We start from the raw sequence: 24,593 nt of genomic DNA, 5'->3' as shown, positions 1-24,593 counted from the left end.
TCCGAAGAATTAGAAACATCTCGTGCAGTGCGCTAGAAAGAACTAACCGGTCTTCAATCTCTGAAAGCTATGTAGACTCGGCATTTTTAATTCCGTGTCGCAGCACTAAACCGATCGCTCTGACCATTCTAATTCTTCATCCGCAATTCGGCGACGATGTTTGCTCGGTTGACAGCCGTCACGATTTTCTTTCACGATCCGATTGTAGGTGCGGTAGGGAATGTAAGCTAAAGGATTATCCCCTCCAAAGCGCAACATCAAAGTACAAGCCCATGAATATTTCCCGGCCATAATCGCTTCAACAAGGTGTTCGTATTGCTCGGATGTCAAAATTTTTTCAATCTTTCTGTTGAAAGAATAAGTTCGATTTCTCGTATTCATCATATTCTAGTCCGATAGGAGTTTACCTAGAGTTTTATTTTCTACGAATCGTTGAAAACTCTAGTTTGGGTCGATCGTTCTTTATTTTTTGAAAGTCAACTAAGCGGCTATATCCTTGAACTCATGTAGCTCTAAAGAGAAGATGCATGAAGAAGGATTACTCACCTAAATTGAGTGAGATTTTTAAGCGAAAACTTAGCTCAACGGGCAAGGGAAAAAAGCTACTGATTGGATGGGTTGCCCGATCGATTTTTAAAGTAATTTGAGTGCAGCCTACCGTCGATATTGAATGAATTTGATAACTTTTATCAAATTTGGGATCGCATTCAATTTTGAGTCACATACAAACTTAATTTTACCTTTCCAGATAATGCTTTCTCGAAGTTAAAGAATGATTTCCAGATAAAAAATTAATAAATACAGCATTCTTTATAAGAAGAAAAAGCGATATTTATCGATCGAAAAGTATGGGTCGTTGTTTAGTTACAAGACTTTTAAAAATGACTAGACTTATACTTGCAAACCTTATTTATCAAAAAATGATGATATAAACATAACTAAATATATAACAAAAAAAATCTCTGGTGCCGTTTATTCATGAATCTTAAATTTTAGGCATATTGCCAGAATGCAGAAAGTATTGAGAAAACAAATACTTCAATACAAATAATAAATTCGGCATTTATATGCTTAAGCTTTAGATTGACTCTCGATTTATCAATCATGATATCAAATTAGATAGGGATAAAAACCTGAATTTATTCGAGACACTTTAAGATCGATCGTTTTTCTCCTTTAATTACTAAATGCGTATATAAAAATTTAATGAATTACCGATCCGACATAAAATTGACCGGAAAAAAGTGAAAAGCTGTCGATATCGTATCTTTAGGCCCACTCCGTTGGTGATGACTGGGGTCGCGAACCAGTCATAAATGCAATCGCTCGATCGGCTGGATGCGGATGGCTGACCGCACGAATGCTTACATTTTATTGACCCTGAAATTTCCAGAGATCGCCTGGTGAAACTCCAGAGATTTCCTGCAACGACATCCACTCATAAGGGCACTAAGCTAGTTCTAGATGAGGCGTTGAGGGCATCCAATAAAGTGCTGTTACGCCATTCTGCTACTGATGAGGTGTCGCCATGAAATACAATTTGAGTCCGCTCAGCTCTTCCCCAAATCTGACCCAGAAGGGTTCGCATCCTTGGACGGGACTCGAAATGCCATGGCAGTGGTCTAGGTTGGGTACTCAAAGTGTAACGTCTGGGATATCTCATCTCTATTCCCATGAATTGCTAGCCCGATACGATCTTGGAGACCGTGACTTCAGCCAACTCAATCTCAGGGACCAATATTTAGGTTGGGAAGATTTGACGGAAATTAATTTAAGCCAAGCCACTCTCGATCTTGCCATCCTCGAGGGAACGAACTTGATGGGAGCAAACTTAGAAAAAGCAAATCTGCATCAAGTGGACTTTACGGCAGCAAACCTGCAAGGGGCGAACTTGACGGAGGCAGATTTACATCAAGCGGATTTGCGCGGCACGGATTTAAGAGACACTCAATTTATGGACGCAGACTTAACAGGAGCCAATCTGACCGGTGCGGATTTGCGAGGAGCCAATCTCACTGGTGCGGATTTGCGGGATGCCAGTCTCACCGGTGCGGATTTGAGCGGAGCCAACTTGATGGAGGTGGACTGGACGGGAGCGGATTTAACTGGAGCGGATTTAACCGGGGCGATACTGCCTGAGGGTCAAGTTCGTCAGGCGATCGAAGATGCATCCCGTGGATGGTTAGGATAAGTCGAGTGTTTCTATTTTGGGGAAGTCGGATATATCCGAAGCGTCTTGGGAGGGCGATCGATCTTCCGATGAAATTTCGCGAGCCAGTAACACTCCCAGTAGCAAAATCGCTATGGTCAGACCTCCCCACCACAACCAACGCTCCCATTCCGGACTCGAAGATGTGGTGGGTTTTGGATGGGGAAGCGGGGTCTGAGTGGGAATGGGTTGGGATTCAGTGTTGGGATTTTCCGGCTCGGATGTGGTGGTACCAACGCCGGGAAAGAGAGGTTGATGGAGCAATTCTTCCCGGCGAACGACTGTAACGGGGTCTTGTTGAGGTCGCCAGTGATGGTCGCACAATTGGGGGAGACGATCGCGCAGATAGCGATCTAAGCTCTCTAGAGTGGAGGATTTTCGATCGTGCAGGACTTCGACGAGGGCTGTGGTGAATAAGCCGCCATCGAGGGCACTGGTTTCGTGGGAAAATTGACCGGGCTGACATGATAGCACGATCGCCAAATTGAGTTTGTGGGCGAGTTCGAGGGTTTCGCTACCAATGCCCGCACCGGCGTACTTCCCGGTGGGACGACTAATATCGAGAAATACCCGCACGTTTTGAGTGGGAGCTTGCCCGAGGCGATGGAGGAAAGATTCGACGGAAATGCCGGTTTCTGAAATGTCTTCGGGATTGCCCTCGATGGGGATTAAATAGTCTTTGCCGAGATAGTTCGCGCCATAACCACAAAAAAAGCACCAGAGGATATCCTCGGGTTGCAGGGGGAGGGTACAAATTTGGGCGATCGCTATCTCAATATTCTCTAAACTGGGATAGGTGGAGTGCCCCGCTCGTTTGGGGGAGGTTTGAGTTAGCAGCCACGTTCGGGATTTGGGAATCTTGGCAATGGTGCTGACGCATTTTTGAAAAGCACCGGCATCTGCTTGGGCGTACCGCAGAGGTTGCCAGCGATCGTAGCCATCGATTCCAATCGCGATACAAGCATGCTCGACCATGTTCGGCGTCCCATTTAATTCGTTGGGCTGAGTTTTCCCATTTCAATACTCCAACACCTCTGATGCTGCTAATACCGATTTGCCCTCAAATATCGCAGTTGCCATATCGGGCGCAGATACAAGTGAGCGCGAGGGGGGAGGCAAGGGGAAAGACCGCGGGTCATTAAACGATTATCCTCGTTATCCTAGCCACCCCGAGCGTTACGACAAGAGCAAGAAGGGCGTGTCGGGGAAGGCGGAGACGGTAGAGACTTGCCTCCAACATCAACTCCCCCGCCAAAGATTGCCCGCATTCGATGCACCATCTGATGTTAGATCGCTCCTGCAATCCTAGCAGGGTCTTGTCCGCGAGCGACCCTCGAACGGCATTCTCATGGTGACGATCGGACTTAACCCCGTCGGAGAAAATTGGTCAACTCTCGATTCACCGTTTGGGGTACTTCTTGTTGAATCCAATGACCGCACTGAGGTACGATCCGCAGTTTAAAGGGTGCGGCAATTAATTTATCGAGTCCCTCAGTGAGTTTTTTGCTCAGGAGGGTATCTTCTTCTCCCCACAAAACGAGGGTGGGAACTGTAATGCGATCGGGGGTTTTCCAACCCTCGAACAACCAGTTTCCAGGGGAGAGGAACTGACGGTAGTAGTTTAGAATCGCGGAGAGAACGCCGGGTTTTTCCAGAGCAGCTTGATACATTTGAGTATCTTCCGAGCTAAAAGCTCCCTTGCGCACGGCTTGTTCCCGAAACAGGTTTTTGACAAAATCCTTGAGGTTGTTTTGGATGAGCCATTCGGGAAGACCGGGAACTTGGCACGCAAAAAGGTACCAACTGCGGCGCTGTTGGTCGAGATTGCTCGAAAGTTCTTGCAAAAATCGCCGGGGGTGGGGTGCGTTGAGAATGGCGAGGCGATCGAGCAGAGGGGGGAATTTTTGGGCGAAATGCCAGGCGATCGCTCCACCCCAATCGTGACCCACAATATGGGCTTTTTGGTAACCGAGGGCTTCGATGAGACCCCGGATATCGGCGCTGAGGGTATCGAGATCGTAGCCGCTGGTGGGTTTGTCGGAATCGTTGTACCCTCGAAGGTCGGGAACGACCACTTTAAAGTGGCGAGCCAGAGCGGGAATTTGGTAGCGCCAAGAGTACCAAAATTCAGGGAATCCGTGCAACAGAAGCACCAATTCCCCTTCTCCTTTCGTTACGCAGTGCAGGCGAATGCGATTTGTGTTGACAAAACTATGCTGCCATGCAGCTTCCGATTGAGTCATTAGCAATGGGTTCGATTTAGATGTTAAGTGGCGTACTCATCGGGTATCTAAGCCATTGAATCTACAGGGACGAGCTGAGAGCAGGATGATAGTCGGATGGTTTAATTTTGTACTTGACTAAATCCGCGAGTTCTTGCAACTGACCGATGGCTTCAGCACCCTCGAGCTTCATTAATTCTCGGTCGTCGCGCATCTCCGTCCAGGTGATGCCGTAGTCGGAAACTAAAAACCGAATGAGGTGGTTGTTTGCCAAGCTCACCATAAAAGAGGCACTATTTTTCTGACCCCCACAGGTGTAGCACGATGCTAGATACCCTCTCTGTTCTAGCACGATCGCAAGGGCTTGCAGGTTCGTCACCAGGTCTTGGACGAACTGGCGGTGTTGTTCTGCGAGTCGGACAAACATGGTTTCCTCCTAACACACCTTCAGGTATTCTATGACAATTTTACCTTTTTTTAACAATTTTCTGTTAAAGTCCTGGTTGCAACGGAACTGAGAGTGCCACCCAAACTCTCAAGGATTGAGCTCTTAACATCTACTTCCTACCATAGCGAATTTTGAACTCAGGCAAAGTATCGAGAATGACACTTAATCTTGCGATGTTTTGCGCTCGAGAGATGGCAATCGAACGAGGTAAAATACTTAAACTCGTTATCGTTCAACTCTCAAACCAAGAGGTAGATGGAGATCGAGAGCAAGAGTCGTCGATAAAATCGATTTAAGAGGTAAGACGAACAGCCCAATTGTTTCGTTCCTGCATTCCCGATTGATAACAAGAAGTTTAAGAATAAAATTCAATAGATTTACAATTTATATATTTCGAATCCAAAGTATTTCGTGTTATTTCTTCAGGTTTTGTTGTGATTATTATCAATTAAGAGCCACGATCGTTTGAAAATTTAGCTCTTCGATCCGGGCAAGATCGTTCAAGCGCGCGCCCCAACAGTTTTAAACTCTGGCGTCACACTCAAGGCAATCGAAACCCGTGGGAGCATTTAGTTAGCCGACCACCACCCAAAAGATGGACCGATGAAAATAACGGTGACCCAGATTGCGGCAAGTGCGGCAATCCCTACCCAGGCTCCCCGGGTTGTCCATTTGACAAATGAGTCAGCTTGTTTTTTCGTAATCGGCAACCAGGGCAGTATATTTTTCTCTTGACCGTACTTTTCGCCGAGTGCTGCTTTGCGACGTTTGGATTCACCCATAATCCCCACCTAATTCGCTGAATTTTTTTATCATATCGCAGTTGTTTGCCGATGCCGCAATTCGATCGCGCCCGACCCATGTCAGTCCAGACCGATCGCCATGAAACCTGGTATCCTAAAGGCTGAAATATCGCCATCTCTAGGCATCAATGTTGACTCGCATTTCCGGGCGATCTTATTTAATCGTTGCCATTCTCATTTTTGCGACGGCTGCTTCTGCTATCCGGAAATTGACGGAAATCGGAGCGCAACACTTAGTAGACGGACGAAATCCGATTTCATTTTGTAACATTCTCTGTGTCGGAAATTTCTGCGCGCTTCTAATTTTAATTCCGCTCTATTATCGCGATTGGAATTCCCACAATCTAAGAGCCCTCACGAAAAGCGACTGGATTAGCCTCGGTAGCGTTGCCCTTTTAGAAGGGGCTTTAGCACCCGCCCTGAGTTTTTTAGCGCTCTCGATGACCCTCGTGAATAACGTAATTCTCATCGGTCGAATTGAGCCGCCCTTAGTACTGGCCCTGTCCGCCATTTTATTCAGAGAGCGTATTAATCGTTGGGTCGTGGGGGGCGCAATTTTCTCCTTTTTGGGCGTGATTCTAACCATTTTTCTACAACCCCCATCCAGGGAATCGATCGAGATGGTAAACCAGCTGCAAATCGGGAAAGGAGAGTTATACGCCGCCCTGGGGGCTATGGCTTTAGCCGCCTCAATTCTCACGAGCAAAGCAAAGCTTAAAAGAATTCCTTTGGGAATTTTTAGTGTGTTTAGAACGGCAGTCGGCACTGTAATCTTTTTCATCCTGGCAAGCTATCTATTCGGGCTCGAGCACTTCATGGATGCTTTGAATCCTGTCGTGTGGAAGTGGATGCTTTTTTATGGAGTTGTTATTGTTGTTGGCGGGCAACTGTGTTGGTTTATGGGATTGAAACAATCGAGCGCATCCGAAGTCTCTTTAGCCAGTTCTTTTAGTCCGATCGCAGGTGTTTTAGCCGCGTATCTGATATTGGGCGAAGTGCCGAATTTTGCCCAATATGCTGGGGGTAGTATTATTATCGTGGGGATAATTCTCAATCAGATTGGAACGATGAAGCAACGCGATCGACAAATGACTCCCCCAGAACCCACGAATCCAATTCAAATGGATGCCAAAGCTGGATTTAAAGGAATTTGATAATGAGCGACCCATCGAGCAAAATTGATGAAACCCAGCCTTTGATTTCAGTTCAGATTGCAGTTTTAACGGTATCCGATACCCGGACTCTGAAGAACGATCGCTCCGGTCAAACTTTAGTCGATCGGATCCTAGAAGCCGGTCACTGCGTTGTTGCCCGCGCGATCGTCCCCGATGACAAAACCGCCATTATTCACCAACTCAAAGATTGGATTGCCGATACGAACGTTGATGTTGTTATCTCCACTGGCGGTACGGGGATTACCGGACGAGACGTGACCCCAGAAGCACTTTCGACCCTCTACGATAAAGAAATTCCCGGTTTTGGCGAACTCTTTCGCAGCATCAGCTACGGCAAAATCGGTACGTCAGCCCTGCAATCTCGGGCAACAGCGGGGGTCGCTAGTGGTACGTATCTATTTGCCCTACCGGGATCTACGGGGGCCTGCCGGGACGGCTGGGACGAAATTATTCGCTGGCAACTCGACAGCCGCTACCGACCGTGTAATCTGGTGGCGTTGATGCCCCGTTTGCAAGAGAGGTAACTTGGGGAACCCACGACAGGGAAATGCGGGGAGAAGGAGACGCGCAGAGGGTTTTTCATCGGTATTTGTCGCCGATGTGCTACGAATCTGCTAATATTTTGAATGCAGTACGTTAAGCGTTGGAGTGTAAGATTATGGGTCGTGGTGGTAAACGTCCGGGCGCAGGACGACCCAGGGGCAGCGGGAAATACGGAGAACCCACCAAAGCCGTGCGTTTGCCCATCAGTTTAGTGACTCAGGTGAGCAAAATTTTAGACAACTGGCCCAGTCAAGGTCGCCTCGCCAGTACCGATCTTCAGATTCAACGTCTGTGCGCGCCCGAAACCACTCCAACAGCCACGCTACCTCTCTATTTAGAAGCCGTAGCCGCTGGATACCCAACTCCCGCCACAGACTATGTCGATGGCGAGTTAGATCTCAACCAACATCTAACGCAGCATCCCGAAGATACCTTCTGCGTGCGGGTCAATGGAGATTCGATGATCGATGCGGGGATTCATCCCAACGATCTGTTAATTGTCGATCGGGCCATCGAACCGAAACACGGTAGTGTGGTGATTGCCGTAGTCGATGGAGAAGTGACGGTTAAACGGATGCATCAAGAGGACGAACGACTCTTGTTGCTTCCCGAAAACGATCGCTACCAACCTCTAGAAATCACCGAAGAAACGACCTTTCATATTTGGGGTGTGGTTACCAACGTCATCCATGCCTTATAACTTCGAGTCGGAACCCCATCCCCCCCGATACGGTCTGGCACTCCATACCACGACCCCAGAACTCGGTCTGGCGATCGATAATTTTGCCGGGGATTTTCGCGTTGCCACCTGGAGTTTAGGGCGATCGCTCTCCACCCACTTACACTCCTATCTCGCCGAATTTCTCGCACCGCAAACTTGGAGGGATATTGCCTTCATTGCCGTTGCCAAAGGACCGGGTAGCTTTACCGGGACGCGCATCGGGGTGGTAACGGCACGGACTCTCGCCGCTGAATTAGACGTTCCCCTATTTCCTATCTCCACCCTCGCCGCTCTCGCGGATTCATTTCCTCGACAGGATTTCCCCCCAGAGGTGGATGTTGCCGTGCAAATGCCTGCTGCCCGAGAGCAACTGTTTACCGGGATCTATCAAGTCTGTGCGCAAGGGAATTCCGTGATGGCATTGCGACCAGACACCGTACGAACCCCCCAAGCCTGGGAGGAGGTATTAGAGGGTTGGACGCGGGACTATCGCCAGATGCGATCGACTCCAGAATTGGGCACCACGGTAACGAACGTTCTGGCTTTAGCCTACGGGGAATGGCAGCAAGGAAAGCGATCGCATTGGTCCGAGGCGGTACCGTTTTACGGTCAGCAACCGGTTTGAGGGGAGACAAGGAGACAAGGGGACAAGGGAGATGAATTTTCCCCAAACCCCAAACCCTACACCCCAAACCCTACACCCCACACCCCACACCCCACACCCAATACTCCTACCAAGGGCTGCCAACCATCGTAAAACCCGACCAAAAATAAGGATGGGAGAAATCGCGATCGTCCCAATCGCCAGTTTCCGGTGGCAGAGGAATGCGCATCCCGTTGCCAATGAGGTGTCCGTCGCGCACCATCACTTCCCCCCGCGCCAGAGCGAGTTGTGCCTGTCGCAGTGCCTCCGCTTTGATGGGTGATTCTTGGAGGCGATCGTAAAACTGACTCATCATCGCTAAGGTTCCCGTATCTCCAACCAACCACAAACTTGCCAGGACGGACTTGACCCCAGCGCGCACGGCGAGTCCGGCAAACCCCAACTCCGCCTCGCGATTTCCCACAGCGGTTTCGCAAGCACTGAGTACCAGGAGTTCGACGATGGGTGGTGCGTACCATTCCACCAACCGCATCGCATCTAAAGATAAACGAGCGTCCCAGAGTTCGATGTAGGCGCGGTCGTGGTTTTGGGTATCGAAATTGGCATGGGTTGCCAGATGAATGATGTCAAAGGGTTGTTGCTGGCGTTGCTCGATTAAGTTATCGAGGGTAAATTCTTCATTGAGAAAGGCTTGCCCCGCACCAGAGCGCTCGAGAAACGGTCTCTGGCTCTCCTGTAGGGCTTGGGTGCTATCGGGCAGGGGTGAGGGACTGCCCGCCACCAGAGCCAGTTCTAGGGGGACTGCCGGCAGGGATGAGTTACCCGATTGGGGAAACTCCGAAGCCCCCATCGCCAAAACTTGCATCTTATCCAAACGCCGGTAGCGAGTATCGGTCAAGCTGAGGCTGGGAATCGAACCGAGGCTGTAGCGTTCGATTAAAAACTGCTCGCCGTCGTGTAAAGCCGCCAGTGGCAGCTGCTGCAAACCCGCATCCATCGCAAAAATCAGGGTATCGATATCGAGGGCTTCAAGATGTTCGTCGAGGGGTTGAATCAACCATCGATAGAGTTGTTGCGAGGAGGGGAGATAACTTTGAGAGTTGTAATCGTTGATCCATTGGCGAAATAGACCCAGGGTGCGCTTGAGTTGTCTGGATTCGAGATTGACGGTTTTGACAATCGGCGGTCCTTCGGGAACCACTAAGACTAAGGTGAGTTGTTCCCCGTGGCGATCGCCCGTTGAATTGCTTTGAGTTGCGAGGGCTTGAGTTTGGGGTAAGGTGAGAGCGTAGACGATAACCGCTCGTTTTCCCGTTTCCAATTCTATGGTTTTGAGGGTTTCGCGCATCGCTTGGGCAGAAATTTCGACTTCATCTTCCTTGAGGCGTTCTCCGGCTTCTTCCTCGATTTGCTCCTCGAAGAATCGATCGATCGCTGCCACACCCCCTTCTGGATTACCTAACGCGAGTTTGAGGGAAATATCTTGCTTGGGATCGGGCAGCGTCCAGGTGACTTCATCTTCTTCTAATGACAGGTCTGCATCCAAACTAGCGGCAATTTCTCGTGCCAGTTGTTCGCGCAAGTCAATGTCAGAGGAACCATCGCCTTCGGTGGTATCTGATGTCCGATCGAGGTTGGGGGTCTCTAAATTGTTGGTTGGGTCGCCCTCGATGGAGTCATCATCGACACCATTACCCCCATTGCCGGGATTGGGGGTCTGTAAATCGTTGGTTGGGTCGCCATCGACATGGTTTTCCCCATCGAAACCATTATCCCCATTGCTGGGATTGAAGGTCTCTAAATCGTTGATTGGGTCGCCATCGACAGAGTGAGAATCATCGACACCATCACCCCCATTACCGGGGTTGAAGGTCTCTAAATCGTTGATTGGGTCGCCATCGACAGAGTGAGAATCATCGACACCATCACCCCCATTGCCGGGGTTGTTAACGCCATTCCCATCGTCGATCGAAGTTGGATTGTTGTCGGTATCGGACATCGAATCCGCACCGTCCTCCATAGCATCAACGGCATCGTCAGAATTCCGGTTGCTTTCATTGCCGAGATCGTTAACCAAATCATCAGGTTCTGAAGAGTCCTTTCCCTCTGAAGGGGTTTCATCGGGGTTGGGAGACATTTCAGATGGAGATTCATCGTCTATGCTGTCAATTTGACTGTTTGTTTCGATCGGGGCGGGGACGGAAATTACTTGAATGCGTTCCGAATCCTGAGTGTGAGTATAGAAAAATTCACCGGTAGAAATGGTCTCGACACTACCATTCCCTCGGGTGATGGCCCCATCGGTTCCGTTTCGAGCGGTATCTCCGACGGTAAAGGGAATTTCGCCATTGCCGCCGTGACGAATGACGATCGAACCGCCACCAGTTGCCCCAGCGGTGGAAATACTGGCATCGATTCCATTACGATCGACAAATGAATCGCTAATTTGTAGATGGTTTTCAAGATCGATATTGACATTTCCACCCGTCGCATTTTGACTTTGGCTATTGATGAGCTCGAGTTGAATATTTTGGGCGCTCAGAGTAATGTCACCACTCGCCAATATTGATGACGTATCGAGAGTATTGGCTGTGATATTTCCATTTTGACTGGTTAAACTGATTCGAGATTGTGAGGTTAAATCTTCTGCATTTAAATCCCCCATCGTTATTATTTCGATCGGGATAGAGCCATTATTTAGAGAACTGAGAATATCAATCGATGCTAAGGGAATCTTGCCGCCAATCGAACCCAAAATCTGAAGGTTTCCCCCAGAAGCATTTAGACCTAAGTTTTGTTCGCCATCAATCGTATTGTTAAATAATATATCCCCACTCGTTCGGGTAGAAAGCGAAACATCTCCCTCCAAAATTACCGGTGCGTTTAAAATAATATTATTTTGATTGGTTTCGAGATCCTCGTTTAGGTAAATACTACCGCCGGAGTTCACTGCGATCGTCCCTCCCATCCCATCTAAAGAGCGAGCATCCACTTGATTCAAGGTCACGTGACTCGCCGCATAAAGTTCGACATTTCCTCCCTGACCGAATGCCGAAGGTGTTAGGAGAGGACCGGAGATATCGATGCTTCCTCCATGAGTGCGAAGGCTGATGTTACCACTATCTCGGTTAAACCCACTCAGTAAAACGGGATTTAAAAGTGCGGTATCGCCAATGCCTCCAATCGTAATATCTTGTGCCGATTCTAGGAGGATATCTCCTCCATTTTCTCCACCGATGGAATTAATAAGATTTCCATTAGTATTGAGACTTCCCATTTGACTAATCAGGGAAATCGGACCCCCATTCGTACCCGCTGAAGACTCAAGACTTGCCGTCGTTATATTTCCCAAAGCCTCGAGATCGATCGGACCGCCATCACCACTATCCGCCCCCGTCAAAATTTGACCGACGGTGATGCTGCCCCCGGTGACAATGCTAATATGGCCCCCATTTTCCCCACCGACTGCCGATATCTCATTGGTAATGACGTTCCCCGGCACGCGAATGGAGATCGTGCCCCCATTCCCGAGATTCTCGGCAGTAGCATTCGCAAAGAAACTCCTACCTGTCGCATTCAAACTGCCCGTTCCGCCGTCAATTTCGATAGTAATATCGCCAACTTTGCCCCCACTTTGGGAATCAGCCAACAAATCTCCGCCCACATTGATATCGCCACCAGCCGAAAAAATAGACAGATTTCCCCCATCTCCCATCCGAGAAAATGCGATCGCTCCGATCGTCTCAACGCGACCCCCAGGTTCGTTAATCCTCAACGTCACATCCCCCGCATTTCCCACACCGCGGGAGAAGGAGAGCAAATTATTCGAGACCAAAATATTCCCGCTTGCGGTGGTCAGAGTAATATTGCCCCCGGTTCCCAACTCCGAAAAAGCCTGCAATCCTTCGATGTTGATGCTGCCCCCACCCTGGCGAACCGTGAAGGTAATATCCCCCGCAGTCCCTCCACCTCCGGAAAACGAGAACAAATCTGCCGTCGTAATATTGCCCGATTGGGTAATGAGTGCGATATCTCCGCCATCTCCAGCCTGGGAATCAGAACCTAAATCCCCAGTGACGATGTTGATACTCCCCGTACCGCTAATTTCAAGCAAAATATTGCCCCCAGACCCGGTTCCATCGGAATCCGTTCGGATGTGATGTGTCAAAATATTGCCATCGTGAGTTCTCAGGGTAATATTCCCGGCGCGACCGCTGACAGAACTCGAACGCAACTGTCCGAGTCGGGTATCGATGCTGCCAAAGCCGTTCGCCACCTCGATCGAAATATCACCCCCCGTTCTCCCACTATCTGAGTGCGCCCAGAGATCTCCGGCGATCAGATCTCCCCCGGAAGAGCGCAACGTAATATTTCCCCCATCCTCCCCGCTCAAGGAGGTATTGATACCGCCCAACACCAAACTCGCCCCAGAAATGTTCACATCCCGACCTGGCGATAAAATGCGATTGTCGGGATTCATCGAGAACGAGCCGCCACCGACCCCATCGGCGTCAGCGCGAAACGTCACCGAACCGGTACCGGGTTGAAGGGTGAGGCGATTATCGTTCAAATCTTCGATCGTAATATTATTGGTCGCTTCGAGAATAATATTCGTATTGCCATCGAGGGATTCGAGTTCCAACTCGTAAACGGTAACCGGCGCGCTATCCCCCGCTAGAATCTGACCGGCAGTGCCACCAAGGTCTCCGGCAAAAAGATTCGTCCCATCTGCCGCACCATCCCCACTTCCATTCGCAATGATGATATTTTCTGGGTCGAGGAGCAACGTGCCCAAGATGCCATTGGGGGCGCGGGTATCCACCTCACCGCGAAACATCAGGTTTTGCTTGCCCGAAACTTCGACAAAACCGCCAGATGAGGGTGTGGGGTGTGGGGTGTGGGGTATGGGGGCAGCACTGCCTCGGGCGCTGATGTTGCCGAAAAATTGGGTGGTGTCGTCAGCCCAGAGGATGACTCGCCCGCCATCTCCCCCACCATCCCGCGATTGTAGGGCATCGGCGAAAATTGAGGTGTCCGCATCCACAAAGGTCACCCGCGCGTTGGGAAGGGGACCTTGCCCGCGAAAGTTGCCGCCAATAAAAATATTGCCTCCCCCATCGGTTCCAGAAGCGTCTAGGGTGGCATCAAAGAGTCCGATGCGATCGCCCAAAATCCGAACGGTGGAGGAAGAAACGAGCGGCAAACTTCCTGAAACATCGGATATATCCCCATCAGCCACATCGACTGTACCCGAGACGATCGCATCTCCGGTTTGCGGGACGATGGGAGTCTGCGAACCCACCAAACTTCCCGCCAAACTGAACGAGCCATCGGGGTTAACGGTAACCGAAGAAGCATGACCCCACTCTTGTCCCCCTGCCAGCAATTGAGGCAAAGCAAGGGGCGTTAGGTTGAAGGGGGTTCCCGTCGAAGCTGCTGCCACTTCCAAACTCAACAGGTTGTCTCCCGCACTGAGGCGCACCAAGCTGGCTCCGGGAACCGCTGCGACGGTGACGTTTCCCCCACTGGCTTGCAACGTACCCGTATTGAGGATCGTTCCACCGAGCAAACTCAGATTTCCACCGGGGGAAACCGCTAAGTTGCCTGTATTGACGATCGCCCCTGGATGGGCAATAGCAAATTCAAATCGATTGGGGGCCCCCACCAAATTCGCCCAGTTATTATGCTCGAAAACGTTGAAGCGGTCGCCGTTGCCGAATCCAATCCCCGTAGCGGTCGTGGCGGTAAAGTCCGCTGGCACGTTGAGGGCGGCACTCGGGCCGAAAACGATACCGGCTGGGTTGATTAAAAAGAGGTTGGCACTGCCGCCGCTGACTTGCAGCAAGCCGTTGATGAAAGATGGATCGCGACCGGTCACGCGACCGAGAATGTTGCTTAAATTGGGGTCAGCGAGAAAGTTCGCCGTTTGACCTTCTTCGAGTCCAAAGCGATCGAAGCTGTGGAAGAGGTTGCGGCCGTCGCTGGAATGCCGTCCCCCGCGAATATCGAATTGTTCGCCATTGGGGGTGACGATCGTGCTAGTTCCGTCATCGGCCGGTGTAATCGGTTGGGCGAGAATTGGCGTGCTGTAACAAAAGGCAAGCGCCCAAATTGCCATTGCAGAGCGCGTAAACATATGATTAAAGGAGATCGTAGAAAGCAGGGGGAGGCAAGGAACATCGGAGAGCGTTACTGAGTAGGGGTAAGAGAGCGGGAGAAAAACCGCAGCGCAATTCGTGTTTCCCGCTCCGATTGCTCCAAACTATGGCAAGCTCGCACAAGAATCGGTTAATCGATCGAGGTGTTCTTGGGCTTGTTGCCTCAATTCCAACAAATCGTCACTTGCGAGTTTGACGGTTTGGCAGTAGGGTTCGAGGGCTTGTTCGGGTAATGCCAGGTAGTGCCAGTAGAGCTGAGCGACCCGGCTGTAAAGAGGGGCGTTTCCCATACCGCTGTCGATCGGGTTTTCGAGGATCTCGAGGGCTTCGGAAGTCAAACCTCGCGAGGTATACACAAAGGATATCGCCAAACCCCGAGCGGATTCCTCTAGGTTTTGGGTATCGATTTGGGCGATCGCCTCTTCCACTTCCCGGCGCCCATCCTCCGAGAGCAGGCGAAAGCCCAACCCGCCGGGAATCGGTTCTGCATCGAGGGAAGAGATGCCCGTATCGGTTTCGATAACCAGCAAATACTCCGCACCGACACGCAAAGGGCGATCGCTGGGGTAATCGATTTGGGTATCGGGGGTCGTGACGTGCCACAGTTCGATGCCATTTTCAAGGAGGCTGACGGTATATTCTGTTGCCCCAGGGACTAGATTCCAACGCAATGGGGGACGATCGTTGAGGAGGTAAGTGCGTCGGGGCGAGATCGGGTAAGGAATTCCATCGTTCGATGTTAGAGATGCCCAATCTCCGCGCGGGGGACATTCATACAAATCGGGATTGCACGATAAGGACGCTGGAGCCGCGCAATCGTTGAGTTGCTCCCCCAAGATGGACTCAATCGTCAGATCGGCACATTGAACCACCAGTTGAGCTCCTCGGGCGGTCAATAGGCGATCTCCGGGATAAATCTGCATACCCGGAAGGGGCTGAATTTGTCGATCTTGGCGTTCTAAGCGAGCGTCGCCATTGACTTGAAGAATTTGTCCGTTGGGATGGGCGGCTGCGATCGCAACGGAGCTAAACGCCAATGATGCTGGGGGACGGGCAATTTCCATCCAGGCCATCGGCATCAAACCGATCGCAAAGAAAGAAGAGAGTATCAGCTGCATGAGTTTACGAACCTCCAATGCACGAACTGGATTAAATGAAATCTCGACGGGATGAAGTTGGGGTTGGAGCTGTCATCGTCAATCTCAATCGTCTGTGGGTTGGTCGTTCAAGCCGACGATCTAGACCGAAAACGATCTCAAATTTGGCGAGCGCGGCTTGCTTTTTTCAGGTTGAATTCCGACCCATTAAAAACACCAGAATTCTTCGCGAAAAGTAGGATTCATAGCTGGACGCGACGAAATATAAATGGTATTCGTTTTTACTATTGTGTAAAATCCCTAACAATTCGCTTCATGAATTCTTTAACTTTTCTTCACAAAAACGATAACGATCCCAACCCAAAATCCAATATCGATCGCCTTTTTGGAGGGTGTCTTAGACTAACACGAGAAAGAAGCTAGTTGAGCTGGGACGAGTCAAACGTACCAATTGTGCAATGGGTCTTGAGCCATTCGGGGCAGGCAGCAGCAACGAGCTGCATTACAGGCATTACTGTCAGGTCATTAACCTTGCACGTCAGACTTCGGCGATCGTCGTTCTTTTTGGAGTTTACCCATAAACCAACCCATTTAGAACACATCGATCGATATCGATTCTGCGATCGTCGATCCGATGGCAACCTGTAACCCTTACCTTGAATACATCGAAGGGAATACATCAATGGTCAAAATATGGTCAAAAAACTGTCACATTCCACAGGTGGACTTTCTGGGCTGGCACAGGGGAAGATCTATAAGCCTCGAGCCCTTAGTACTATTTATTTAATTCTGTACTGATTCATCTACACCCTCCTGACATCATCTTGCCAGGAGGATTTTTGTTGGTCAGTTTTAGTTTTTCGATCCCAAGATAACGATCTATTTTGTAAAATTCATCCCGAATTCCAGTCCGTTGAATCGAAAACAAGCTACATCACACCCACTCATCCGATTCAATCTGGAGTTTCGAGAATGAATACCATCACTTCAACAATCGATCTACCTCAACTCAACCTCGGCGATGCCGGAAGTGCCGTTCGTTTCTTGCAACAAGTTCTCATTCTTTGTTACTGCTATAAGTCGGTCACCCCGAACGGTCAATTTGACGAGAAAACTGAAGCCGCCGTCAAAGAGTTTCAAGGCTGGAATAGTTTAGTTCCCGATGGCATTGTTGGGGAACTAACTTGGGAGGCATTGGGTCGTTATATTGGCTCTTAGATATCGCGATAGAAACCGATCTCGATCGACCGAAAAATAGCCAATCTCTCAACTGTCCCTTCACTGCATACACGGGTTCGCTCGAACCTAGATATTAGTGAGTGAAGTTCCAATGAACATTCTTTGAGGAAATCAGCATGAAACTAACTTGTCTTTCGAACAAAAATGCCGTGGCTACTGAATTTTCCGATGGATTTAATCCTTTAGCCTGGAATAACTTAGGTGTCGCCTTAGTGGGTTCGCAACAGTACGAAGAAGCACTCAATGCATTCGAGCAAGCTTTAGCTCTAAATCCAACTTTAGCCATTGCTCAAACCAATGCGAATTGCGTGCGATCGCTCTTGGGACGTTAATTTTGACAGGCTGAGCGGTGTAGCTCGCTCGAGTGTGGATGTTTGCGCTCGTTGAAATGCAACAGAGAGTCGAAATCGCAACGCTATCTGTATTTTAGCAGCAGCTCAATGGAGTCACTCAATTGTAAGTTGTGCAACATTACCACCCACGATCCAGTTACTCAACTGTCTGTTCCCAAACCAACTAAACTGCTCGAAAATTACCCTCAAAACAAGACAGTTGCTAAAGTGGTCAAATCTTTTATCCTCTAAAATTGGAGATATCGAAGGATAGATATCGATACTCAAATATCGATAAAGCCCATCATGACAACTCTGACATTTCTTTGCGCCCATCTCGTCACATCTGTAACTCGCGCGATTGTTTTGAAACAGACCGGACTATCCCCAGAGGATGAATCTTACTTAGCTCAGATCGAATGGCTCAGCGATGATGCCTCCTACGCCCCACTCAACATCGAACACGAAGGCGAACTCGATCGAGATTACACACTCATCAAATTTTAAGGCAAGCCTATGAAAATCCCCAGGTTCCTATGGGACTCTTGGAATAGACCGATCGAGATGAGTGCGCTTAGATATATCTATCCGAACGAACTCGACTTGGTTTTCCGAGATCTCTCGCTCGAACGAACAATGTATCCTCTTCCCCCAGTTGAACGACTGGGGAATTTTTTTATTTGACGTGACGGCTGCTACGATTGAGTACGCTGCCGACGACACTTTCAAACCACTTTCGTCGTGATGCTGCAAACGACCAAAGCAAAGTTCCCGAAGAACCGATCGTGACTTCTCGAGACAATCAAAACCTTCCCCTTATTGGCTGGCGAGAACGAGTGGCGCTGCCGGAATTGGGCATTGCTCGAATCAAAGCCAAAATCGATACCGGGGCGCGATCTTCTGCCCTCCATGCCTTGAATATTGAAGAGTTCGAGCGCGATGGCAAGCCTTGGGTGCGCTTCCAAGTTCATCCCCTGCAACGTGACGATTCCCACACGATTACTGCTGTTGCCCCGATTCTCGATCGCCGCAAAGTCCGTAACTCCGGCGGACAGGTACAACTGCGCCCCTTCATCCGCACCTTGGTACAATTAGGCGGCAGGTTCAGCGAGAAACCATGGCCCATCGAGCTAACCTTGACCGATCGATCGCTGATGGGATTCCGAATGTTATTGGGACGGGAAGCAGTACGCAAACGATTTTTAGTCAATCCGGGTCGATCGTTTCTGTGGAGTCCGACGAACGATCGCCTTGTCGAACCCGAACGTCAAGAAGAACAGCAATGAACATTGCCATTCTCTCTCAGAGTTCCAAACTTTACTCTACTCACCGGTTGAAGGAAGCGGGGGAACAACGAGGGCATAGCGTGCATGTCATCGATTACCTACGCTGCTTTATGAACATTACCGCTCGCAAGCCGATGGTGGTGTACGGGGGCGAACCGCTATTGGGTTTCGATGCGGTGATTCCTCGCATCGGCACGTCCCACACCTTTTATGGAACGGCGGTGGTGCGGCAGTTTGAAGTGATGGGAGTGTTTGCGGCGAACGAATCCCAAGCGATTTCTCGCTCTCGGGATAAGCTGCGCTGCTTGCAAATCCTCTCCCGCGAAGGGATCGGTCTGCCAGTGACGGGGTTTGCCCATTCCACCAAGGATATTGACGGTTTAATTGAGATGGTGGGGGGTGCGCCGTTGGTGATTAAACTCCTAGAAGGAACCCAAGGGATTGGGGTGGTGCTGGCGGAAACCTATCAAGCGGCAAAATCGGTCATCGAAGCCTTTCGGGGACTCGATGCCAATATCCTGGTTCAGGAATATATCAAAGAAGCGAAAGGAATGGATATTCGCTGCTTCGTGGTGGGAAATCAGGTGATTGCCTCGATGAAACGGCAGGGGGCAGAGGGCGAATTTCGATCGAATCTCCATCGTGGGGGGAAAGCCGAACGGATCGAACTCACCCCAGAGGAACGCAGTACTGCCATTCGGGCGGCAAAGGCGATGGGATTGCGGGTTGCCGGGGTCGATTTACTGCGATCGAACCACGGTCCGGTGATTATGGAAGTGAATTCATCTCCGGGACTCGAAGGCATCGAGAAAGCCACGGAAATTGACGTCGCTGGGAAAATTATCAAGTTTTTAGAAAAGAATGCCAATGCCAAACAAACGGGCGATCGAATTCAATATTAATGGTATTAAAGTCAGCTTGGACGTATTGACCCTCACTTAATCCGGTCGTGTCCGGTGTGTCTGTCTTCTTCTTTCCCGTTCCCCGAGTTTCCCACAAGATATCGCTACAACTCCTCAAGCGATCGGTTACAATATAATGTAAAAACAAAGCTCCATCCACGGCATTTTCGATGTCTCATTTGGGTCACAAACTTCGAGCGTTTTTTTACAAAAATTTACGTTCTATCGCTCGAATTTTAGAATATTTCAAAATGTAAAACCAAGATATCGAAATCGTCAATTTCAATTGATTGAACTTCAAACCTTGAAAGCCCGATCGATTCATGCTTTCTGAGGTAATTCATTTACTCAGCTTGCGATATGAGCGTTCTCTTGTTGCCGAATTCAACTTTAGCCGCTACCTCAACCCTGGCTCAGCTCAGTCCGTCGTTTATCTGGTTGTTGGGGGGTGCAATCTTATGTTTGATGGAGCTATTCCTTCCCACCGCTTTTGTTGAGTTAGCCATGGGAATCAGCGCGTTTTTAGTCGCCATCGTCGCCATGGTGATGCCGCACCTAGGTCTGCAGGTTTTCTTGTGGATGGTATTTTCCTTGGTGCTGGTCTTTCTGACGCGCAGATTACTTCCCAAGCACCAGCATCCGGTACTGCAAGAGGCAACAGAAGCGCAAACCCTCACGGAAATTGCTCCGGGAAAGGCAGGACGAGTGATATTTGAGGGGAACTCTTGGCAAGCGAAATCCGAGTGCGATCGCGTCATTGCCGCTGATGAAACCGTAATTGTTGTCGGTCGATCGGGAAATACATTATTCGTATTGCCCGAATCTTAAAGAAAAGCCCTTCCCTAGAAATTTTTAGTAATTTATCTTTTCCAAACCCAATTTCGGGAGATTTAATGTTTCCCGAACTCAATTTTAGTGATTAGGAGACTCAAACGTGGAATATCTAATTCCGATTTTTATCTTCGTTTTCGGTGGTTCTGCCCTTGCCGGTTCCGTGAAAATTGTCAATCAAGGAGATGAATCTCTCGTAGAAACCCTGGGAAAATATAACGGTAAAAAACTAGAACCCGGTCTAAATTTTATCGTCCCCTTTCTCGATAATGTCGTTTACAAAGAAACCATTCGTGAGAAAGTGTTAGACGTTCCGCCGCAAGTTTGTATTACCCGCGATAACGTGTCCATTACCGTCGATGCTGTGGTGTACTGGCGAATTATGGACATGGAAAAAGCCTACTACAAGGTGGAAAACCTGCGGCAAGCCATGCAGAACCTAGTATTGACGCAAATTCGATCGGAGATGGGACAACTCGATCTCGATCGCACCTTCACCACTCGCAGCGAGATTAACGAAGCCCTACTGCGAGAACTCGATATCGCCACTGACCCCTGGGGAGTCAAGGTGACGCGGGTGGAACTGCGGGACATCATGCCCTCGAAAACCGTTCAAGACTCGATGGAATTGCAGATGTCCGCAGAACGGCAAAAGCGGGCGGTAATTCTGACCTCGGAAGGGGAACGGGAATCGGCCGTTAACAGCGCCCGAGGCCGCGCTGAAGCCCAGGTTCTCGAAGCCGAAGCCAAGCAAAAACCCGCCATTCTCGCCGCCGAAGCCGAACAAAAAGCGATTCTCCTCAAAGCCGAAGCCGAACGCCAGGAGAAAGTCCTTCAAGCCAAAGCTACGGCGGAAGGGATGCAAATTCTCACCCAAATTCTCAAAGCTAACCCCAAAACCGCCGAAGCCCTGCAATTTTTGCTCGCCCAACAATATATGGAGATGGGCTTAAAAATTGGTAGCAGCGACAGCAGTAAGGTGATGTTTATGGACCCCCACAATATCCCCGCCACGATGGAAGGGATTCGGGCGATTGTTTCCCAGAAGTCATCGGCGATGGTGGACGAGCAGTTTTAAGCCAAGTTGAAGATGTTGAGTGCGCGCCTCTCGCGCGTACTCCGTCTATCGAATATTTTGCACTAGTGATAAATTTTGGAGATTGACATCTCGTATTTTGAGTTTAAACCATATTAATATTCACTTTTCCTTTCTTCGCAAACATCTATCACTTATCACTTATCACTTATCACTTATTACTTATTACTTATTACTTAATTGACCTCCTGGACTCCCCTCCACGCCCAACTCCACCAAACCCTGCGACAGCGCCACCTTTTGCCGAAAAAGCGATCGATTTTAGTAGCAGTTTCCGGGGGACAGGATTCCCTATGTTTGGCAAAACTGCTGCTGGACTTGCAGCCTAAATGGGACTGGCGGTTGGGGATTGCCCATTGCGATCATCGCTGGCGAGAGGATTCGGATGCCAACGCCCGCCACGTGGAAGAAATGGCAAAGCTTTGGAACCTGTCGTTTTTCAGTCGTCGCGCCGTGGAAGTGCCCCCCAGCGAGGCGGCAGCGCGGCAGTGGCGCTATCAGATGTTGGCACAGATGGCGGGGGAAGGGGAGTTCGATCGCATCGTCACCGGACATACTCAAAGCGATCGCGCTGAAACCCTTCTCTACAACCTGATTCGCGGTTCGGGAACCGATGGGTTGGCATCTCTAACTTGGCAGCGCGAATTAGTGCCGGGAATCGAGTTGGTGCGTCCTTTGTTAGAGGTGAGTCGCGATCGAACTGGGGAATTTTGCCGCCAGCAGCAACTCGAAATTTGGGAAGATAGCACCAACGCTGATGTCACCTACGCCCGCAATCGGATTCGCCGGGAACTGCTGCCGTACCTGCAAGCCCACTTCAATCCCAGTACCGAAAAAGCGATCGCTCAAACCTCCGAACTCCTGCGCGCGGATGTGGAGTACCTCGAAAGCGCGGCCGCAGAGTTACTCGCCCAGGCGAAGTTACATCCGGGGCAACTGCACCGTCCTATATTGCGATCGGCCCCTTTGGCGTTGCAGCGTCGCGCCATGCGTCAGTTCCTCTCTGGGATTCTCCCCCACGCCCCCAGCTTCGAGCATATCGAAAAAATGACCGCACTGATTGCCGCCCCCAATAAGTCCCGAACCGATCCGTTTCCAGGGGGGACGATTGCCGAGGTGGATGGAGATGCGATCGTCATGGGGAGTCCCGAATCGGTGTAAACTCGTTGGGTCGGTGCGAGATCGCCCTCGCCAGCTATGACCACCTATCCATTCAAAAAATCGAAAAGTGAGACGCTCTCTCCTTTAGTCGCTTTAAAACAGCGCTGGGACGATGATTGGCTTGTCGGGATAGAACACGATCGATTTCAGGCAATACTTTGTCACCGGCTACAAGAACTCGATCGATTAAAGGGCGATCGCACTCAGAAAATTTTCCTGTGCGAATCGAACCCTGAAATATTCTTAGCTAGTTTTCTCGCAGCTTGCATTTTGGGATATCCGATTTTTTTAGGCAATCCCAACTGGAAAAAAACAGAATTGCGGGAAGCGCTCGAATTAATTCAGCCGGATTTAATTTGGAATCGAGGGATTGATTATAACCCTGAAGATATCGATACAACTTTAATTTCAGATATCCCATTCATTTCACCGAGCGTAACTCGAATCGCGATCGCCACAGGGGGAACTTCGGGAAAAATTCGGTTTGCCATTCATACCTGGGAAACGTTGATGGCATCAGTGCGGGGATTGCAGGAATATTTTCAAGTCGATCGGGTAAATTCCTGCTGTTTGCTGCCATTGTATCACGTGAGTGGTTTGATGCAGTTTATGCGCTCTTTCACCACAGGTGGAAAACTCTGGATATTACCGAAAAAGAACCTAGAATCGATCGAGAATATTCCCCAACCGAATTTAAAAAGCGATTGCTGGTTTATTTCCCTCGTTCCTACCCAGTTACAACGGCTTTTAAACAATCCCGAGAGAATTCGTTGGTTGCAAAATTTTGACGTAGTTCTTATCGGCGGCGCACCGGCTTGGAAGACGCTTCTCGATAAAGCTAGATTGCATCAAATTCGCCTCGCACCGACTTACGGAATGACAGAAACGGCCTCGCAAGTGGTGACGCTCAAACCGGAGGATTTTTTAGCTGGAAATGAGAGTTGCGGGCAGATTTTACCTCACGCTAGTTTGGCGATAAACTCGTCAGTAAATTCAATTCATCAATCCGGTTCTATCTCAATTCGATCGCAATCTCTATTTCTGGGTTACTATACACCGGAAACTGGATTAACACCCATATTCAAACCCGAAATTCTGCAATCCGACGATGTTGGATTTTTTGACAGTTGCGGCTATCTTCATGTTATCGGTCGGTGTAGCGATAAAATCATTACTGGGGGAGAAAATGTCTTTCCTGCGGAAGTCGAAGCCGCTATTCGAGGCACGGGTTTAGTTGCCGATGTTTGTGTCGTTGGCATTCCCGATGATGATTGGGGAGAAGCGGTAGTTGCCGTTTGCGTTCCCAAAGTCGATCGTATTTCCGAGTCTAAATTATCCACCGCAATTACCGATAAATTAGCTCGCTACAAACAGCCAAAAAACTGGATTTTTGCGGCGAGTTTACCCCGAAACGATCGAGGAAAAATCAATCGTTTGCAAGTTAAAGTGATAGCGCGATCGGGTGTTAACGTTTTATCTTCCTGTTGATGGATTATTTTGAATTTAGATCGCAAATTTTTGAATAGTACTATCTTTGCTGACGTTGTTGCTTATAGTCATAGTCTTCGTCATAATCGATCGTACCGAAGAGGTCTAAGATTTTAAGCCGTTTGCAACGTTGAATAGTAAGCATTCAGGTGGAGGGGTTGACAATTGGGAGAAGCCAGGTAGCGTAGAAGAATGATTGAGCAGCTACCAGCTATTCCCCCGACGCGAGAAGACCTAGAACAGATGCCGAAATCGGTTCTGGTGGAGCTGGTGCTGCG

21 protein-coding genes are annotated in these 24,593 nt (G+C 49.5%); 14 read left to right on the top strand and 7 right to left on the bottom strand.

Annotated features, from left to right (window positions below; translation table 11 throughout):
- Positions 1-105 precede the first annotated feature (105 nt).
- Positions 106-381, bottom strand: a complete 276-nt coding sequence (locus AC2215_RS13620) for a HetP family heterocyst commitment protein (RefSeq protein WP_486810636.1) — start codon at positions 379-381, stop codon at positions 106-108.
- Between the two features lie 1,147 nt (positions 382-1,528).
- Between AC2215_RS13620 and AC2215_RS13615 the strand changes: the two genes are divergently transcribed.
- Positions 1,529-2,191, top strand: coding sequence for a pentapeptide repeat-containing protein (locus AC2215_RS13615; RefSeq protein WP_486810556.1), 663 nt, complete (start codon positions 1,529-1,531; stop codon positions 2,189-2,191).
- On the opposite strand, the gene AC2215_RS13610 is transcribed toward AC2215_RS13615, so the two are convergent.
- The 4 genes from AC2215_RS13610 to AC2215_RS13595 form a co-directional block, all read right to left on the bottom strand.
- Positions 2,183-3,184: a caspase family protein gene (locus tag AC2215_RS13610; RefSeq protein WP_486810555.1), complete on the bottom strand. Its 1,002-nt coding sequence runs from the start codon at positions 3,182-3,184 to the stop codon at positions 2,183-2,185. The genes AC2215_RS13615 and AC2215_RS13610 overlap by 9 nt on opposite strands.
- Before the next feature lie 389 nt (positions 3,185-3,573).
- The gene (locus tag AC2215_RS13605) at positions 3,574-4,452 is read right to left on the bottom strand and encodes an alpha/beta fold hydrolase (RefSeq protein ID WP_486810554.1); all 879 of its coding nucleotides are present in this window, start codon (positions 4,450-4,452) and stop codon (positions 3,574-3,576) included.
- 61 nt (positions 4,453-4,513) lie between these two features.
- Positions 4,514-4,858 (bottom strand): DUF1815 family protein, encoded by a 345-nt coding sequence (locus tag AC2215_RS13600; RefSeq protein ID WP_486810553.1) that lies wholly within the window; start codon positions 4,856-4,858, stop codon positions 4,514-4,516.
- Between the two features lie 590 nt (positions 4,859-5,448).
- Positions 5,449-5,661, bottom strand: coding sequence for a DUF2839 domain-containing protein (locus tag AC2215_RS13595; RefSeq protein ID WP_486810552.1), 213 nt, complete (start codon positions 5,659-5,661; stop codon positions 5,449-5,451).
- 149 nt (positions 5,662-5,810) lie between these two features.
- Between AC2215_RS13595 and AC2215_RS13590 the strand changes: the two genes are divergently transcribed.
- From AC2215_RS13590 to tsaB, 4 genes are all read left to right on the top strand, one after another.
- On the top strand, positions 5,811-6,836 hold the full coding sequence (locus tag AC2215_RS13590; RefSeq protein WP_486810551.1) for a DMT family transporter: 1,026 nt from the start codon (positions 5,811-5,813) through the stop codon (positions 6,834-6,836).
- 2 nt (positions 6,837-6,838) lie between these two features.
- A complete protein-coding gene (gene moaB / locus AC2215_RS13585) occupies positions 6,839-7,381 on the top strand; it encodes a molybdenum cofactor biosynthesis protein B (protein WP_486810550.1) in 543 nt (180 codons plus the stop codon).
- Positions 7,382-7,515: 134 nt separating this feature from the next.
- Positions 7,516-8,100 (top strand): LexA family protein, encoded by a 585-nt coding sequence (locus AC2215_RS13580; RefSeq protein ID WP_486810549.1) that lies wholly within the window; start codon positions 7,516-7,518, stop codon positions 8,098-8,100.
- Complete coding sequence (gene tsaB / locus AC2215_RS13575) at positions 8,090-8,746, top strand: tRNA (adenosine(37)-N6)-threonylcarbamoyltransferase complex dimerization subunit type 1 TsaB (RefSeq protein ID WP_486810548.1); 657 nt, start codon at positions 8,090-8,092, stop codon at positions 8,744-8,746. The genes AC2215_RS13580 and tsaB overlap by 11 nt, the downstream gene beginning before the upstream one ends.
- A gap of 106 nt (positions 8,747-8,852) precedes the next feature.
- On the opposite strand, the gene AC2215_RS13570 is transcribed toward tsaB, so the two are convergent.
- A complete protein-coding gene (locus AC2215_RS13570; protein ID WP_486810547.1) occupies positions 8,853-14,861 on the bottom strand; it encodes a CHAT domain-containing protein in 6,009 nt (2,002 codons plus the stop codon).
- Between the two features lie 126 nt (positions 14,862-14,987).
- Positions 14,988-16,001: a hypothetical protein gene (locus AC2215_RS13565; protein WP_486810546.1), complete on the bottom strand. Its 1,014-nt coding sequence runs from the start codon at positions 15,999-16,001 to the stop codon at positions 14,988-14,990.
- 951 nt (positions 16,002-16,952) lie between these two features.
- On the opposite strand from AC2215_RS13565, the gene AC2215_RS13560 reads away from it, so the two are divergent.
- The 9 genes from AC2215_RS13560 (at position 16,953) to AC2215_RS13520 (ending at position 24,315) form a co-directional block, all read left to right on the top strand.
- Positions 16,953-17,198, top strand: coding sequence for a peptidoglycan-binding domain-containing protein (locus tag AC2215_RS13560; RefSeq protein WP_486810545.1), 246 nt, complete (start codon positions 16,953-16,955; stop codon positions 17,196-17,198).
- Positions 17,199-17,335: 137 nt separating this feature from the next.
- A complete protein-coding gene (locus AC2215_RS13555) occupies positions 17,336-17,551 on the top strand; it encodes a tetratricopeptide repeat protein (protein WP_486810544.1) in 216 nt (71 codons plus the stop codon).
- Between the two features lie 306 nt (positions 17,552-17,857).
- Positions 17,858-18,058, top strand: a complete 201-nt coding sequence (locus AC2215_RS13550) for a hypothetical protein (protein WP_486810543.1) — start codon at positions 17,858-17,860, stop codon at positions 18,056-18,058.
- A gap of 278 nt (positions 18,059-18,336) precedes the next feature.
- Entirely contained in the window at positions 18,337-18,837 is a 501-nt protein-coding gene (locus AC2215_RS13545) for an ATP-dependent zinc protease family protein (RefSeq protein WP_486810542.1), read from the top strand.
- Positions 18,834-19,739: a 30S ribosomal protein S6--L-glutamate ligase gene (gene rimK, locus AC2215_RS13540; RefSeq protein WP_486810541.1), complete on the top strand. Its 906-nt coding sequence runs from the start codon at positions 18,834-18,836 to the stop codon at positions 19,737-19,739. The genes AC2215_RS13545 and rimK overlap by 4 nt, the downstream gene beginning before the upstream one ends.
- Before the next feature lie 360 nt (positions 19,740-20,099).
- Positions 20,100-20,567, top strand: coding sequence for an NfeD family protein (locus tag AC2215_RS13535; RefSeq protein WP_486810540.1), 468 nt, complete (start codon positions 20,100-20,102; stop codon positions 20,565-20,567).
- A gap of 106 nt (positions 20,568-20,673) precedes the next feature.
- Positions 20,674-21,648 carry an SPFH domain-containing protein gene (locus AC2215_RS13530; RefSeq protein WP_486810539.1) on the top strand — a complete coding sequence of 325 codons (975 nt, stop codon included), beginning with the start codon at positions 20,674-20,676 and terminating at the stop codon, positions 21,646-21,648.
- A 198-nt stretch (positions 21,649-21,846) separates the two neighbouring features.
- Positions 21,847-22,827 carry a tRNA lysidine(34) synthetase TilS gene (gene tilS / locus AC2215_RS13525; protein ID WP_486810538.1) on the top strand — a complete coding sequence of 327 codons (981 nt, stop codon included), beginning with the start codon at positions 21,847-21,849 and terminating at the stop codon, positions 22,825-22,827.
- A gap of 36 nt (positions 22,828-22,863) precedes the next feature.
- Positions 22,864-24,315, top strand: coding sequence for a 2-succinylbenzoate--CoA ligase (locus tag AC2215_RS13520; RefSeq protein WP_486810537.1), 1,452 nt, complete (start codon positions 22,864-22,866; stop codon positions 24,313-24,315).
- The last annotated feature ends 278 nt before the right edge of the window (positions 24,316-24,593 follow it).

This window comes from Zarconia sp., from assembly GCF_057467645.1.
The sequence above is the reverse complement of the archived record's forward strand: the minus strand, read 5'-3'. Positions and strand labels throughout refer to the sequence as shown.

What these genes read in the sequence shown, in the direction of transcription:
- AC2215_RS13600 (WP_486810553.1), bottom strand. Translation starts at nt 4,858, where the DNA reads ATGTTTGTCCGACTCGCAGAACAACACCGCCAGTTCGTCCAAGACCTG.
- moaB (WP_486810550.1), top strand. Translation starts at nt 6,839, where the DNA reads ATGAGCGACCCATCGAGCAAAATTGATGAAACCCAGCCTTTGATTTCA.
- AC2215_RS13520 (WP_486810537.1), top strand. Translation starts at nt 22,864, where the DNA reads ATGACCACCTATCCATTCAAAAAATCGAAAAGTGAGACGCTCTCTCCT.
- AC2215_RS13620 (WP_486810636.1), bottom strand. Translation starts at nt 381, where the DNA reads ATGAATACGAGAAATCGAACTTATTCTTTCAACAGAAAGATTGAAAAA.
- AC2215_RS13580 (WP_486810549.1), top strand. Translation starts at nt 7,516, where the DNA reads ATGGGTCGTGGTGGTAAACGTCCGGGCGCAGGACGACCCAGGGGCAGC.
- AC2215_RS13595 (WP_486810552.1), bottom strand. Translation starts at nt 5,661, where the DNA reads ATGGGTGAATCCAAACGTCGCAAAGCAGCACTCGGCGAAAAGTACGGT.
- AC2215_RS13560 (WP_486810545.1), top strand. Translation starts at nt 16,953, where the DNA reads ATGAATACCATCACTTCAACAATCGATCTACCTCAACTCAACCTCGGC.
- AC2215_RS13615 (WP_486810556.1), top strand. Translation starts at nt 1,529, where the DNA reads ATGAAATACAATTTGAGTCCGCTCAGCTCTTCCCCAAATCTGACCCAG.
- AC2215_RS13570 (WP_486810547.1), bottom strand. Translation starts at nt 14,861, where the DNA reads ATGTTTACGCGCTCTGCAATGGCAATTTGGGCGCTTGCCTTTTGTTAC.
- AC2215_RS13550 (WP_486810543.1), top strand. Translation starts at nt 17,858, where the DNA reads ATGACAACTCTGACATTTCTTTGCGCCCATCTCGTCACATCTGTAACT.
- AC2215_RS13535 (WP_486810540.1), top strand. Translation starts at nt 20,100, where the DNA reads ATGAGCGTTCTCTTGTTGCCGAATTCAACTTTAGCCGCTACCTCAACC.
- tsaB (WP_486810548.1), top strand. Translation starts at nt 8,090, where the DNA reads ATGCCTTATAACTTCGAGTCGGAACCCCATCCCCCCCGATACGGTCTG.
- AC2215_RS13555 (WP_486810544.1), top strand. Translation starts at nt 17,336, where the DNA reads ATGAAACTAACTTGTCTTTCGAACAAAAATGCCGTGGCTACTGAATTT.
- AC2215_RS13610 (WP_486810555.1), bottom strand. Translation starts at nt 3,184, where the DNA reads ATGGTCGAGCATGCTTGTATCGCGATTGGAATCGATGGCTACGATCGC.
- AC2215_RS13605 (WP_486810554.1), bottom strand. Translation starts at nt 4,452, where the DNA reads ATGACTCAATCGGAAGCTGCATGGCAGCATAGTTTTGTCAACACAAAT.
- AC2215_RS13565 (WP_486810546.1), bottom strand. Translation starts at nt 16,001, where the DNA reads ATGCAGCTGATACTCTCTTCTTTCTTTGCGATCGGTTTGATGCCGATG.
- AC2215_RS13590 (WP_486810551.1), top strand. Translation starts at nt 5,811, where the DNA reads ATGTTGACTCGCATTTCCGGGCGATCTTATTTAATCGTTGCCATTCTC.
- rimK (WP_486810541.1), top strand. Translation starts at nt 18,834, where the DNA reads ATGAACATTGCCATTCTCTCTCAGAGTTCCAAACTTTACTCTACTCAC.